Origin of the sequence: Vibrio sp. 1167 (genome assembly GCF_033340375.1) — a bacterium.
Taxonomy (GTDB): Bacteria; Pseudomonadota; Gammaproteobacteria; order Enterobacterales; family Vibrionaceae; genus Vibrio; species Vibrio alginolyticus.
Genome location: NZ_JAWOWK010000005.1, coordinates 197,334 through 211,102 on the forward strand (window position 1 = coordinate 197,334; position 13,769 = coordinate 211,102).

Genomic DNA, 13,769 nt, shown 5'->3' on the forward strand with positions numbered 1-13,769 from the left:
CCCTTAAAGTGGGCTTAAATAAAAAAGCGGCACATACTCTCGCATGTGCCGCTTGGATTTTTGCTGTTAAGCGTAATTACTCAACCGTTACCGCTTTCGCCAGGTTACGTGGTTGGTCTACGTCCGTACCTTTGATCAGTGCTACGTAGTAAGACAGTAACTGCATTGGGATGGTGTAGTAGATCGCCGCCGTGATTTCACTAACGTGAGGCATCGTTATGATCTTCATTGTTTCATCGCCTTCGAAGCCTGCGTCTGCATCTGCGAATACGTATAGAAGGCCGCCACGCGCACGCACTTCTTCAACGTTTGATTTTAGCTTTTCAAGTAGGTCGTTGCTTGGTGCAACCACAACAACTGGCATGTCAGCATCAATTAGAGCCAGAGGACCGTGTTTCAGTTCACCCGCCGCGTACGCTTCTGCGTGGATGTACGAGATCTCTTTCAGTTTTAGAGACGCTTCCATCGCGATTGGGTAGAACTCGCCACGGCCTAGGAACAATGTGTGGTGCTTGTCTGCAAAATCCGTTGCTAGTGCTTCAATTTCTTTCTCGAAAGAAAGTGCCGCGTTGATTTGCTTAGGAAGTGCGTGTAGCGCTTCAACAATCTCTTTTTCTTTCTCTTTGCTGATGCGACCTTGCTCTTTACCCAGTGCCGTTACCAACATAAGTAGTGCAGAAAGTTGAGTCGTGAACGCTTTAGTTGAAGCCACACCGATTTCAACACCAGCGCGAGTCATGAATGCAAAATCTGATTCACGAACCAAAGAGGAACCCGCTACGTTACAGATGGTCATCGCCGCCATGTAACCTTTCTCTTTTGCTAGGCGAAGTGCTGCTAGCGTATCAGCGGTTTCACCAGACTGAGACAACGTGATCAATAGGCTGTTTGGACGAGTCACAAACTTGCGGTAACGGAATTCAGACGCAATTTCTACATCACAGCTAACGCCTGCAATGTCTTCAAACCAGTAACGTGCCGTCATACCTGCGTTGTAAGACGTACCACACGCCACGATTTGTACGTGTTCTACTTTGCTTAGAATGTCTGCCGCGTGCACACCGATCGCGTCTGTCACAACAGAGTCTGCCGTGATACGACCTTCCATTGTGTTGATCAACGCTTTAGGTTGCTCATAGATTTCTTTTTGCATGAAGTGACGGTATTGACCTTTATCACCTGCATCATGCTCTGCATTAGATTCAACTATTTCACGCTCAACTGGCTCACCCGTTGCATCAAACACAGTGACTTCACGGCGAGTAATTTCTGCTACGTCACCTTCTTCTAAGTACATGAAACGGCGCGTAACGTTAAGTAATGCAAGTTGGTCAGACGCTAGGAAGTTTTCACCTACACCAAAACCGATCACGATCGGGCTGCCTGAACGTGCTACTACGATGCGAGATGGGTCTTTGCGATCCAACGCTACCGTGCCGTATGCGCCTTCAAGTTGTTTTGCTGTTTTTTGTACCGCTTCTAATAGCGTTTCTGAAGTACGAAGTTCCCACTCAACCATGTGTGCGATAACTTCTGTATCCGTTTGCGATTCAAACACGTAGCCACGAGATTGAAGCAACTCACGCAGCTCTTCATGGTTTTCGATGATGCCGTTATGGACCACTGCGATATCACCAGACATGTGTGGGTGAGCATTGATTTCAGAAGGTTCACCGTGCGTCGCCCAACGAGTGTGCGCAATACCAGTTCCGCCGATCACTTTTGCTTCTTCTACTGCATCAGCCAATTCTTGTACTTTACCCAAGCGACGAACGCGCGTTAGGTTTGATTCGCCATCAACAACCGCAACGCCAGCAGAGTCGTAACCGCGGTACTCTAAGCGGCGTAGACCTTCAACCAAAATTTCTGCAACATCTCGTTGTGCTACTGCACCTACGATTCCACACATGTGTTTATCTCCGTTTGTAGTTTTGTTCTTCCCTAGCCATGATTTCAAATAGAGGCAGCAAGCAAAGGCCTTTATCCAGAGGGAAGTAAAATATGAAACTGATTACATTATTAGGCGCAAATGACTTTCACGCCATGTTGTTCAATCTGTACTTTATGCTCTGCTTGGATATCTGCATCGGTCACCAACACATCAACTTGATGCCAAGCGAGCTCTAAGTTTGGGATCTTACGGCCGATTTTTTCGGACTCGATCATTACGATCACTTCACGTGACGCTTCTGCCATTACCTTACTTAAGCCAACCAACTCATTAAATGTCGTGGTTCCACGCTCGAGATCGATGCCATCCGCACCGATGAATAGTTGGTCAAAGTCGTAAGCTCGTAATACAGATTCGGCCACTTTGCCTTGAAAGGACTCTGAGTGCGTATCCCAAGTACCACCAGTCATCAGCAGTGTCGGTTCGCTCTCTAATTCATTTAGGGCGTTAGCAACATGCAACGAGTTGGTCATGACCACTAAGCCACGTTTGTCATTCAACTGTTGAATCAGCGCGGCAGTCGTGCTGCCACTGTCGATCACGATGCGATTATGATCGCGAATCAATGATGCAGCTGCTTTTGCTAAGCTTAACTTTCGAGTCGAAACATTAGCGCCCAATTCTTCGTGAATGACTTCCTTTGGGATAGCAATCGCACCGCCATAGCGGCGTAGAAGTTGGCCGTTTTTCTCTAAAGAAGCTAAATCCTTTCTAATCGTGACCTCTGAGGTTTCGAATTTCTGAGCAAGTTCATCAACGCTGACTTCTCCTAGTTCAGAAACCAAGTTAGAAATGGCGTGTCTTCTTAATTGAGTATTTCGTTTCGACATTTAAGTTTTGATTTTAAGTTTCGATGTGAAACTTATTATAGTCAAACCGAAACTTTTAAGTCCATTTATTTCGATCCAAAAAATTAATATTTCTCGATAAAACCTTGTCCTAAGACAATTCTTAAACAGTGATATTGGATTCATTCAGTGGTAGAATTCGCCACCGAAAAGAAAAAAAATTACAGAATTGAAGGCTATTTTTTTGCAACTTTCTGCATATAAAGTGGGATTAGTCACAAAAAGGTAACCAAAATCGCCGATCTTTTAGTCATAAAATGACTAAACTTGGTGAAAGACTTTCAGAATCTGAAGTTCTAATAATGAGACGAAAAATCGGTGGGTGACAGGTACTAAATGTCATCAAAAACGTCCTGACTTCAGAGTAAATAACCGACTTTCAAATTGTAACTATACTTACCGGAGAGTATCTTCCATGAAAAAGACCAAAATCGTATGTACGATTGGCCCTAAAACAGAATCTGTAGAGAAGCTAACTGAACTAGTTAACGCAGGCATGAACGTAATGCGCCTTAACTTCTCTCACGGTGACTACGAAGAACACGGCACTCGTATCGCGAACTTCCGTAAAGTAATGGAAGCTACTGGCAAACCACTAGCAATTCTTCTAGATACTAAAGGTCCAGAAATCCGCACTATCAAGCTAGAAGGCGGTAACGATGTTGATCTAGTAGCAGGTCAAGAATTCACTTTCACAACTGACACTTCAGTTGTAGGTAACAAAGATAAAGTTGCAGTAACTTACGCTGGTTTCGCAGCAGACCTAAACGTAGGTAACACTATCCTAGTAGACGACGGTCTAATCGAGATGGAAGTTATCTCTAAGACTGAAACTGAAGTTAAATGTAAAGTTCTTAACAACGGTGCACTAGGCGAAAACAAAGGTGTTAACCTTCCTGGCGTTTCTGTAAACCTACCTGCACTATCTGAAAAAGATAAGAACGACCTTAAATTTGGTTGTGAGCAAGGCGTTGACTTCGTAGCAGCTTCTTTCATCCGTAAAGCGTCTGACGTTCAAGAAATCCGTGAAGTACTTGCTGCAAACGGCGGCGAGAACATCCACATCATCTCTAAGATCGAAAACCAAGAAGGTGTTGATAACTTCGATGAGATCCTAGAACTTTCTGACGGCATCATGGTTGCTCGTGGCGACCTAGGTGTTGAAATCCCAGCTGAAGAAGTAATCTTCGCTCAGAAAATGATGATCGAGAAGTGTAACCGTGCACGTAAGATGGTTATCACAGCAACTCAAATGCTTGATTCTATGATCAACAACCCACGTCCTACTCGTGCGGAAGCAGGCGACGTTGCTAACGCGGTAATGGACGGTACTGACGCAGTAATGCTTTCTGGTGAAACGGCGAAAGGTAAATACCCTGTTGAAGCGGTAACTATCATGGCTCAAATCGCGAACCGTACTGACTCAGCGCTAAAAGCTGAACTAGGTTCTCGTCTAGACAGCCCACGTCTTCGCATCACTGAAGCAGTATGTAAAGGCGCTGTAGACACAGCTGAGAAACTAGCAGCTCCACTTATCGTTGTTGCAACTGAAGGCGGTAAGTCTGCACGTTCAGTACGTAAGTACTTCCCAACTGCAAACATCCTAGCGCTAACAACTAACAAGAAAACTGCTGCACAGCTAGTTCTAACTAAAGGTGTTACTCCTGTAGTTGTTGATTCAATCGAAAGCACTGACGCATTCTACGTAGCGGGTAAAGAACTTGCTCTAGAATCAGGTCTAGGTAACAAAGGCGATATCGTTGTTATGGTTTCTGGCGCTCTAGTTGCTTCAGGTACTACGAACACAGCTTCTGTACACGTACTATAAGACTGAACTTTTAACACTTCAGTTTCTTGAGAAGGAGGGCTTATGCCCTCCTTTTTTATATGGCTTTCTTGCTCTCATAATAGGCTAATTGTATTATTCACCTCTATCAGAATTTCGTACTGTTTAATTTTATCGTCACGATTAAAGTTTCTATGAGGTGTATGTGTCTAGTCCCACTCTTACCGACAAAGTATTAAGAATGATCCGTCAGGATATTCTCGATGGCGAGCTTAAACCAGGTCAAAAACTCGTGGTTGCCGAACTCAAAGAGAAGTACAACGTAGGAGCGTCACCCATTCGAGAAGCATTGGTGCAATTATCTTGGAGCAAATACGTCAAACTCGAGCCGCAAAAAGGCTGCTGGGTTGCACCTGTATGTAAAGATGAGTTACATGACTTGTACGAAAGCCTGCAAATGGTCTCCGCATGCTTACTCAGTAAGGCAATTATGATTGGCGATGAAAAATGGGAACTGGATGTACTAACTGCTTATCACAAGTTATCCCGAGTAAAACCTGGCGAAAGCTTTTGTTGGAGGGAATGGGAAGAGCGCCAAAATCAGTTTCTTACTGCGCTGTTTGAAGGTGCTGGCTCTGTCAATATGTTTGGGTTTTTCCGCGATCTACTCACGCAAATTAAACGCTACCAATACTTCGCGATGCAGATTTTAGGCACAGGGAACCCTGGGCACTGTAATCTCGATGAGCAAGAAATACTGATGAAGGCATCGCTAGACAAAAAGAGTCAGGATGCTTTAGGTTATCTAGAGCGTTATTTGAGACAGTCAATACAGTGTATCGAAGCCGCCATCGACAACCAATGTCGCATACTGGCTAGCGAATAACGCTCAGACTGAAAAAGCGGGGGCTATCCCCGTTTATTCATTTTTGCAAAAGCGCTAAGCAATATCATCATAACTATGACACAGCGATACGCAGTTACGCCCTGCACTTTTTGACTCATACAAAGCAATATCAGCACATTTATACGTTCTTGTACGATCAGAGGTTAAATCACTATATCCAGCACTGACAGTAATGCCTCTATCACTACGCATTTGAACCGCGACACGTAGCCTGTTCAATACAATTTCAGCCTCTTCTAGTGTTGTATGCGGCATAATCACTGCAAATTCCTCACCACCGACACGAGATACAAAGTCTGTGCTGCGGACTTCTTCTAGGAGGGTTTCTGCGACACTACAAATCACCTTGTCTCCTTCGTCGTGGCCAAGCTCGTCATTAATACGTTTAAAGTGGTCAATATCAAACAACGCCAAACAAGCAGGAGGGCTATCAGGATAGCGTTCAATAATCCCCGCATATTGCGCCAATTGCTCTTCAAATTTTCGGCGGTTCCACAACCCCGTCAAGCCATCTTTTTCGCTTAGGTTTCGTAATTTTTCTTCTAACTCTTTTTGCCCAGAGATATCCACCAGCGACGTAATGTAATAACTCACTTTACCTGATTTGGTTAAATTCGCCTGAATACGCATTATTGCAGTAAAGACTTGATTAAACTTAGTTCGACAACGAATCTCCCCTTCCCATACGTGTTCACTCTTCAGTGTTTTCCAGATACTCAGGTTTGCTTCGAGATCTTCAGGTAAGAGAATTAAATGATGTGCACTCCAACCTTGGGCATGCTTGGTTGAGTAACCCATCATATTTTCAAACTCTTGATTAACCATGATGATTCTATGTGAAGCATCCGAGATCATCACCGCAGTCATACCATCAAGAGCAGCTCGAGCCAACTTCGATTCCATACTATGACGCCGATAATGCAGAGCAAGGGCTGCCGTCGGCAAAGTGAAGCCGAGCACCAAACTTAAAACAAAAAACGCTTCTTGGATTAAGTCATCAATATCCCTCTGAGCTCGGGATAATAACTGCTCATTGGTAAGATCAATAACCAGATGAAGAGGTTCGCTAGAAACAAACTGGATGGTGCGATACGCGACCAAATTCGAACCATTGTAAGCATAGCCCGAATCTTTTGAATTTAAACTACGCCAAATGTTTGGGTACATCCGGCCAAAATTAAATTGAGAGCGAGCGGGAATTATATGGCCATACAAACGAGCTGATTTAGGGCTATCAATGTAAAATCCGTCACTCTTAATCAGCTCAATATGGAAATCAAGCACTGACGAATAGTTGAGTCGAGAGGATAAATAGTCAATATCAACATTAAGCACAAGATACCCTTCGCGCTTTCCGTTAAGCGAAATAGGCATCAAAATACGCAGTGACGGGCTATAGGGATAGACTAACTCGCCATACTCTCGTTCTAAACCTATCCCCCACGAAGCGATTTCGCCATCGTCTAAGTTCTTAGCGAATTGAAAGTAATCTCGCTCTGACTTATTTTGCAATTTGATCGCGGGCAACGCAGCGCCTGTTTCAATCTCATAATTAATCCTCACTTTTTCTCGACCAGAAACATCAAGAAAGCGAATTTGCTTATACAACTTTTGATTGATTGCGACCGAGATCCACATGTCTTCTAAGATGGAACGGTTCACCCGGTTAGGTTGGCGCAGATATTCATACAGACTTTGGCTGTGACCAAGTAGGTCACTGATCGTTTCGATTTGATCCTGAATATTGCTGTATTCACGGCCAGTATAGGCCAATTGATGTAACGCTTCTTGAGCGGTGTTCTCAACATTGTTTTCTAACAACGTCAGATATTTCTGATAGTAGTAAGCGGCAGTGAGTGCACTAAAAAATAGTGCTGTCGCCAATAAGGTGCCGACTCGCTTAGGTACTTTCACACGTCTAATGCCTATCATGCTTACTAAAACGACAATTATATCATTAATTGTTATTTTCTAAACAAAAAAGCCACTTAGATTAAGTGGCTTTTCTATATGCAATCAGAGAGTTAAGGTTTGAGAGCTCGCTCTCCTCGCGCAATGCCAACGACACCACTACGAGCAACTTCGACAACTTCGGTCACTTCGGATATCGCTTGAATGAAGGCATCTAGCTTTTCACTCGTACCCGCAAGTTGTACGGTGTATTGGGAAGCCGTGACATCCACGATCTGGCCACGGAAGATGTCTGCCGTCCGCTTCACTTCTGCTCGCGCAAAACCACTGGCTTTCACTTTCACCATCATCAGTTCACGCTCAATGTGCTCATACTCGGTGACTTCTTGTACTTTCAGCACATCGATCAGTTTGTGTAACTGCTTCTGAATTTGTTCCAACTGCATCTCATCAGATGTAGTGGTAATGTTCATTCGCGACAGGGTTTCATCATCAGTCGGTGATACCGTCAAAGATTCAATGTTGTAACCACGTTGAGAGAACAAACCAACAACACGAGACAACGCACCCGGTTGGTTTTCCAATAGCAATGAAATAATGTGTCTCATATTAAGTTCTCTCCGTTTTGCTTAGCCACATTTTATCCATACCCTCACCTTTGATTTGCATCGGGTATACGTGTTCGGTTTCGTCTACGTTGATGTCCACAAACACCAGACGATCTTTCATATCCAACGCTTTTTGTAGCCCTTCTTCGAGCTGATCAGGCGTTTCGATACGAATACCGACGTGACCATAAGCTTCTGCAATCGCTGCAAAGTCAGGAACAGAACTCATGTAAGAATTAGAGTGACGACCTTGATAAATAATGTCTTGCCACTGTTTTACCATGCCTAAGAATCGGTTGTTCAGGTTGATGATCTTCACTGGAATGTCGTATTGCATGGCTGTAGACAATTCTTGAATGTTCATCTGAATACTGCCGTCACCAGTCACAACCACGACCTCTTCTTGTGGCATGGCAAACTTCACGCCCATACCAGCCGGAAGACCAAATCCCATGGTGCCAAGACCACCAGAGTTTATCCAACGGCGCGGCTTATTGAATGGGTAGTACAGCGCCGCAAACATCTGATGCTGGCCCACATCAGACGCCACATATGCGTCGCCATTAGTTAGCTTGTGCAGCGTTTCAATTACTTGCTGTGGCTTGATTCGTTCTGGAGACGTTTCATAAGACAAGCAGTTGCGGTCACGCCATACTTGAATGTCATCCCACCATGCAGTGATAGCATCTTGATCATTTCCACTACCTTGCTCTGCAAGCAGCCCGAGCATGGTTGTCAGCACTTTTTCCGCAGAACCTACGATCGGCAAATCCACTTTCACGTTTTTCGAGATCGATGACGGGTCGATATCAATATGCATCACTTTTGCGTTTGGGCAGTACTTTTCAAGGTTGTTGGTTGTACGGTCATCAAAACGCACACCGATACCAAAAATAAGATCGGCTTCATGCATTGCCATATTAGCTTCGTAAGTGCCGTGCATACCCAACATGCCCAGTGAGTTTTTATGTGTACCCGGGAATGCCCCCAAGCCCATCAAAGTACTCACAACGGGTAGGTTCAGTTTGTCGGAAAGCTCTAAAATATGTTCATGGGCGCCAGAAATCACCGCACCACCACCGATATAAAGCACTGGTTTTTTCGCTTCTAATAGCGATTTAAGCGCTTTTTTAATCTGGCCTTTATGGCCCGAAGTTGTCGGCTTGTAAGAGCGCATTGAAAGCGTTTCTGGATATTGATAAGGCAGTTTGATTTGCGGGTTCATTACATCTTTTGGCAAATCAATCACAACTGGACCAGGTCGACCTGTAGTCGCGATATAAAACGCTTTTTTGATTGTTTCAGGAATATCTTCCGCTTTTTTTACTAAAAAGCTGTGTTTGACCACTGGGCGGGAGACACCGACGATGTCACACTCTTGGAAAGCATCATTACCAATTAGGCTATTCGGTACGTTACCCGAGATAACGATCATTGGGATAGAGTCCATATACGCTGTTGCAATACCCGTAATGGTATTGGTCGCGCCCGGCCCCGAGCACACAAGTACGACACCCGGTTTACCGGTAGCTCGAGCGTAACCATCTGCCATATGAGTGGCGGCTTGCTCATGCCTTACAAGTACGTGTTTGATTTGATCGGTTTTGGCATGCAGTGCATCGTAGATATCCAAAACAGAGCCACCTGGGTAGCCAAAGATCTGCTCTACGTGCTCTTCTATCAGAGATTGAACCACCATCTCTGCGCCTGACAACATTGCTGTCATAATTGCTCTCCTTAGCCAGTTTCCTCACCGTAAGGTCAACGGATTGGTCTGGTTTTACATAGTCTAGGTCTTATTCGTAGCCTAATCGAAATACTTCCACGTTTTCGGCTATGTCTTGCGTTCGTCATAACATCCCGCAAGGTTACCCAACAAATGTAACGTTTTATTATCAAAGGGTCTAATGAGAGATTGGTCTACTTTTTAAACAAGATACTAGTAATTAGAATGTTAGTAGGAATAGCAGCCACACATCTCCTATTTCACAGTACAACCTAAAAAATTAACGCTCAAAAAAAGAACATTATTTCATAAGCTTTTAGCTACAGGGTGCGAAATAGCGTTATTTGACGAGCAAAACAGAAAAAATCAATACAAACAAAAATCCCCAGTAATGCGCAATCACATCACTGGGGATTTTTTCATCAATATAAAACCTAAGTCAGCTTAAGTTACTTTTTATCCGACTTTTCCTTATACATTTCTTCAATTTCATCTTGGTATTTGTCATTGATGACTTTACGACGAAGTTTTTGAGTTGGCGTTAACTCACCATCATCCATAGAGAAAGCTCTTGGTAACAATTTAAACTTCTTCACTTGTTCAAACTTTGCCAACTCTTTTTGAAGATCGTTCACACGCTTCTCAAGCATTTCGACCACCTGGTGGTGCTTAATCAACTCAACGCGATCGTGATATTTGATATTCAGCTCTTTCGCGTACTCTTCTAGCGAGTCATAACAAGGCACGATAAGCGCAGAAACAAACTTACGAGTATCCGCAATGACTGCGATTTGCTCGATGAAGTGGTCTTTACCAATCGCACCTTCAATCATTTGTGGAGCGATGTATTTACCACCTGAAGTTTTCATCAACTCTTTGATACGATCGGTGATGAACAAGTTGCCATTTTCATCAATGTAACCAGCGTCGCCCGTTTTTAGGAAACCGTGCTCATCAAAGGTCTTTTCCGTCTCTTCTGGCATTTTGTAATAGCCACGCATCACCATTGGACCACGAACCAGAATCTCGTTGTTTTCGCCGATCTTAACCTGTGCGCCAGGCATCGACATACCAATAGAGTCGGGGTTAAAACATTTATCATCCCAACACGATACTGTCGCCGTGGTTTCAGTCATACCGTAGCCCAACTTAACGTTGATACCAATCGCATGGAAGAATCGACCGATGGTTTCATCCAACTTTGCACCGCCACAAGGCATAAAGTTGATTTGCCCGCCAAGTAGCGCACGCAGTTTGCTCAGAACCAACTTATCCGCCAAAGCGTATGACTTACGCAGCAAGAGCGATGGCTGACGTTTTTCTTGATGACAAGCGGCCATTTTTGCGCCCATGTTGACTGCCCAAGTAAACATGATCTTACGGTGAATCGGCGCGCGAGACACTTTCTCGTGAATCGCAGAGAAGATCTTCTCATAGAAACGCGGTACGGCACACATCACGGTAGGTCGCACCTGGCTCAGTGCATCACGTACTTGCATGGTGTCTTGCAAATAGCAGTTGGTCGCCCCTTTGTACAATACATAAAAGGTCCAAGCGCGCTCAAATACGTGTGACAACGGAAGGAAACATAATGACACGTCACTTTGAGAAAGGCTCAAGCGCTGATCGTGTCCTTCCAATTGCGCCGCAATGTTTGCGTAGTCCAACATAACGCCTTTTGGCTGGCCTGTTGTACCCGAGGTGTAGATCAGCGTGAGTAGATCATCTTCTTTTGCCTGATCTAAACGCGCGTCCAATTCAACTTGATATGTAGCGTCGCCTTTGGCAACAAATGCTTGCCAAGAGATAACGAAATCATGATCGCCAAGTTCTATATCATCAGACATCGCAACAATGAGCTCTAACTGTTCGCACTGGTCGAAAATGCTCACTGCTGCATCAAATTGAGGCTGTTCACCAACAAACAGAACTTTGACGTCTGCATTGTTAATGATGTACGCCGACTGGGCGGCAGTATTGGTTGGGTAAATAGGTACTGTCACGCTGCGTAATTGCAGTGCTGCGATATCAGCGATCGTCCATTGCGGCATGTTGTTCGAGAAAATGCCGATCTTATCTTGGACTCCTAATCCCTGAGCCAAAAGTGCAAGTGATAAAGCATCAACTTGCTGACCAAATTGCGTCCACGTAATACCTTGCCACTCCTCACCCACTTTATGCTTGAGTGCAACGCGTGTACCACCGTTCGCAATTTGTTCACGAATACGTTTAACGATATGAAAATCTAACTTGGCCATTCTTTTACTTACCTTTTGGCTTACAGGCGTAAGCTAATTGAGCGAACAAGTGTACTCACGGCTTGCTAAAACGCAACTGACCAGTATCAAACTTATCACTAATAAGAGACAACTATCACTTATACGTCGCGAACGTACCTCAAATTGCTGAATGATTACTCTATTTAACTTACTGTTTAGATTGTTTATTACGAAAACAAAAAGCCCCGAGAGACAAAAATCGCTCGGGGACCAATGAATTGTAAAAATTGATGATTACCAATATGGTCTAATCGAGAAGACCAAACGTCATCTTATTTTGCGGCAACGACTTCACCACAAGTGATCATCAGTTGATCGCGCAGCCAAATGTGGCCTTTATCTTTTTCGCTTGATTCATGCCAGCTTAAGAAGCCGCTGATTTCTTTGTTCGCAAATGGGAAATCAAGAATTTGCAGTTGATCGCTGTTTACCGCATTTTCCGCCATCCAACGTGGTGCAATAGTCACAAGCTCAGATTGACCCACCACGTATAGTAGGTTGCTTAAACTAGAACCTTCATACGCCGCTTGGCAATCCAGTTCACGGTACGCTTGCTCTGAGAAACTACGTTGGCCATGCACTTTCGATAACTTCGCATGCTTTTCGTTAAGCAGTTGCTCAGCCGTCACACCACCTTGAATGCGTGGGTGTGTTTTTGATGCGATAACCACTAATTCATCTTTGAAGATTTCAGTACTTGAGAAACCTTGCTCATCAAAACGAGCGTAGTCGATCACGAAATCAATTTCTTGGTAGCGCATACGCTCAGACAACAAACGGTCAAATTCTGCATCTAGGTGAAGCTGAACGTTTGGTGCTTGTTGATTCACTTTTGCCATGATCTTCGGAGCAAAACGCATGTCACAAGGGCTGCAAATCGCAAGCTTGAATAAGCGAGTCGAAGATTCTGGTTGGAATACAGAGCTAGGAAGTTCATTGCGAATCAGCTGTAGTGCTTGGCGAATAGGGCCAAACAGTTGACGAGCTCGTTGCGTAGGCTGAATACCACGGCCTTGGCGCATGAATAGCTCGTCGTTAAACATCACTTTTAAGCGTGCCACGGCGTTACTTACTGCCGGTTGAGACATGCCTAGGTTATGTGCTGCACGAGTAATATTTTGCTCTTGCATTACAGCATCAAATACAGTCAGTAGGTTTAAATCTACACCACGCAAAGTGCTTTCCATACGGTAGCTAGCAATTGCGCTCATCGCGTCTTTCTTCTCTAACATTGAGTGCGCCTCTTTTGTAATCGTCAACTTTGTTCATTAAATTCATAACGAATAGAATCCCATCTCGCACAAAAGACGGCGGCTGGATTCGAATCATTTTACGAATAGATAACCTAACTTTTTATTATATTTATCGTCCGGATACTTCCGGCTCGAACTGTACTATCAACTAATCGATTGCGGTTTCGCAACTAGATTGATATTTAATCAGTAAATTTTAGCCAATTAGGTATTTATTTGTTAAATAACAAAGACTTGATAAAAACATAAAAAACTATAAAACACGTAAAAATGCATTCTTTGAGGACGTATTTAGCAAATTGATAGGACAGGCGGTCAACACAATCATGCATTTAGCTCAGTTATTAGTTGGAATAAGAACAACAGATGACAGCTATATCTCTGATTGAATTTTGCACTTATCAGTCAAATTATCAGCAAATACACACTGAATAGAAATGAGAGAGGAAGAATAAAAATGCAGCCTTCCAAACAGAAAGGCTGCAACAAAATCGTGTCAA

General features: G+C 43.9%; 9 protein-coding genes. 2 read left to right on the plus strand and 7 right to left on the minus strand.

Going from position 1 to position 13,769, the window contains the following annotated elements:
* Positions 1-76 precede the first annotated feature (76 nt).
* Complete coding sequence (glmS, locus tag R7Z78_RS12870; RefSeq protein ID WP_033906046.1) at positions 77-1,909, minus strand: glutamine--fructose-6-phosphate transaminase (isomerizing); 1,833 nt, start codon at positions 1,907-1,909, stop codon at positions 77-79.
* Positions 1,910-2,019: 110 nt separating this feature from the next.
* Positions 2,020-2,781 (minus strand): DeoR/GlpR family DNA-binding transcription regulator, encoded by a 762-nt coding sequence (locus tag R7Z78_RS12875; protein WP_005379701.1) that lies wholly within the window; start codon positions 2,779-2,781, stop codon positions 2,020-2,022.
* A 433-nt stretch (positions 2,782-3,214) separates the two neighbouring features.
* Between R7Z78_RS12875 and pykF the strand changes: the two genes are divergently transcribed.
* Together pykF and R7Z78_RS12885 are read left to right on the plus strand one after the other, a co-directional pair.
* On the plus strand, positions 3,215-4,627 hold the full coding sequence (gene pykF, locus R7Z78_RS12880) for a pyruvate kinase PykF (protein ID WP_005392243.1): 1,413 nt from the start codon (positions 3,215-3,217) through the stop codon (positions 4,625-4,627).
* A gap of 157 nt (positions 4,628-4,784) precedes the next feature.
* Positions 4,785-5,471 carry a GntR family transcriptional regulator gene (locus tag R7Z78_RS12885; protein WP_080659233.1) on the plus strand — a complete coding sequence of 229 codons (687 nt, stop codon included), beginning with the start codon at positions 4,785-4,787 and terminating at the stop codon, positions 5,469-5,471.
* Between the two features lie 54 nt (positions 5,472-5,525).
* Here R7Z78_RS12885 and R7Z78_RS12890 read toward each other — a convergent pair whose 3' ends face one another.
* The 5 genes from R7Z78_RS12890 to calR all read right to left on the minus strand — a co-directional run bounded on the left by R7Z78_RS12890 (position 5,526) and on the right by calR (position 13,248).
* A complete protein-coding gene (locus R7Z78_RS12890; RefSeq protein WP_005379698.1) occupies positions 5,526-7,406 on the minus strand; it encodes a GGDEF domain-containing protein in 1,881 nt (626 codons plus the stop codon).
* Positions 7,407-7,516: 110 nt separating this feature from the next.
* Positions 7,517-8,011 carry an acetolactate synthase small subunit gene (gene ilvN, locus R7Z78_RS12895; RefSeq protein ID WP_005379697.1) on the minus strand — a complete coding sequence of 165 codons (495 nt, stop codon included), beginning with the start codon at positions 8,009-8,011 and terminating at the stop codon, positions 7,517-7,519.
* Position 8,012: 1 nt separating this feature from the next.
* Positions 8,013-9,737: an acetolactate synthase 3 large subunit gene (locus R7Z78_RS12900; protein WP_005379695.1), complete on the minus strand. Its 1,725-nt coding sequence runs from the start codon at positions 9,735-9,737 to the stop codon at positions 8,013-8,015.
* Between the two features lie 449 nt (positions 9,738-10,186).
* Positions 10,187-11,995, minus strand: a complete 1,809-nt coding sequence (locus tag R7Z78_RS12905; RefSeq protein WP_005379694.1) for an AMP-dependent synthetase/ligase — start codon at positions 11,993-11,995, stop codon at positions 10,187-10,189.
* 293 nt (positions 11,996-12,288) lie between these two features.
* On the minus strand, positions 12,289-13,248 hold the full coding sequence (calR, locus tag R7Z78_RS12910) for a LysR family transcriptional regulator CalR (RefSeq protein WP_005379693.1): 960 nt from the start codon (positions 13,246-13,248) through the stop codon (positions 12,289-12,291).
* Positions 13,249-13,769 lie beyond the last annotated feature (521 nt).

Coding starts and splice junctions, on each gene's coding strand:
- ilvN (WP_005379697.1), bottom strand. CDS start 8,011: ATGAGACACATTATTTCATTGCTATTGGAAAACCAACCGGGTGCGTTG.
- R7Z78_RS12900 (WP_005379695.1), bottom strand. CDS start 9,737: ATGACAGCAATGTTGTCAGGCGCAGAGATGGTGGTTCAATCTCTGATA.
- calR (WP_005379693.1), bottom strand. CDS start 13,248: ATGTTAGAGAAGAAAGACGCGATGAGCGCAATTGCTAGCTACCGTATG.
- pykF (WP_005392243.1), top strand. CDS start 3,215: ATGAAAAAGACCAAAATCGTATGTACGATTGGCCCTAAAACAGAATCT.
- R7Z78_RS12905 (WP_005379694.1), bottom strand. CDS start 11,995: ATGGCCAAGTTAGATTTTCATATCGTTAAACGTATTCGTGAACAAATT.
- glmS (WP_033906046.1), bottom strand. CDS start 1,909: ATGTGTGGAATCGTAGGTGCAGTAGCACAACGAGATGTTGCAGAAATT.
- R7Z78_RS12875 (WP_005379701.1), bottom strand. CDS start 2,781: ATGTCGAAACGAAATACTCAATTAAGAAGACACGCCATTTCTAACTTG.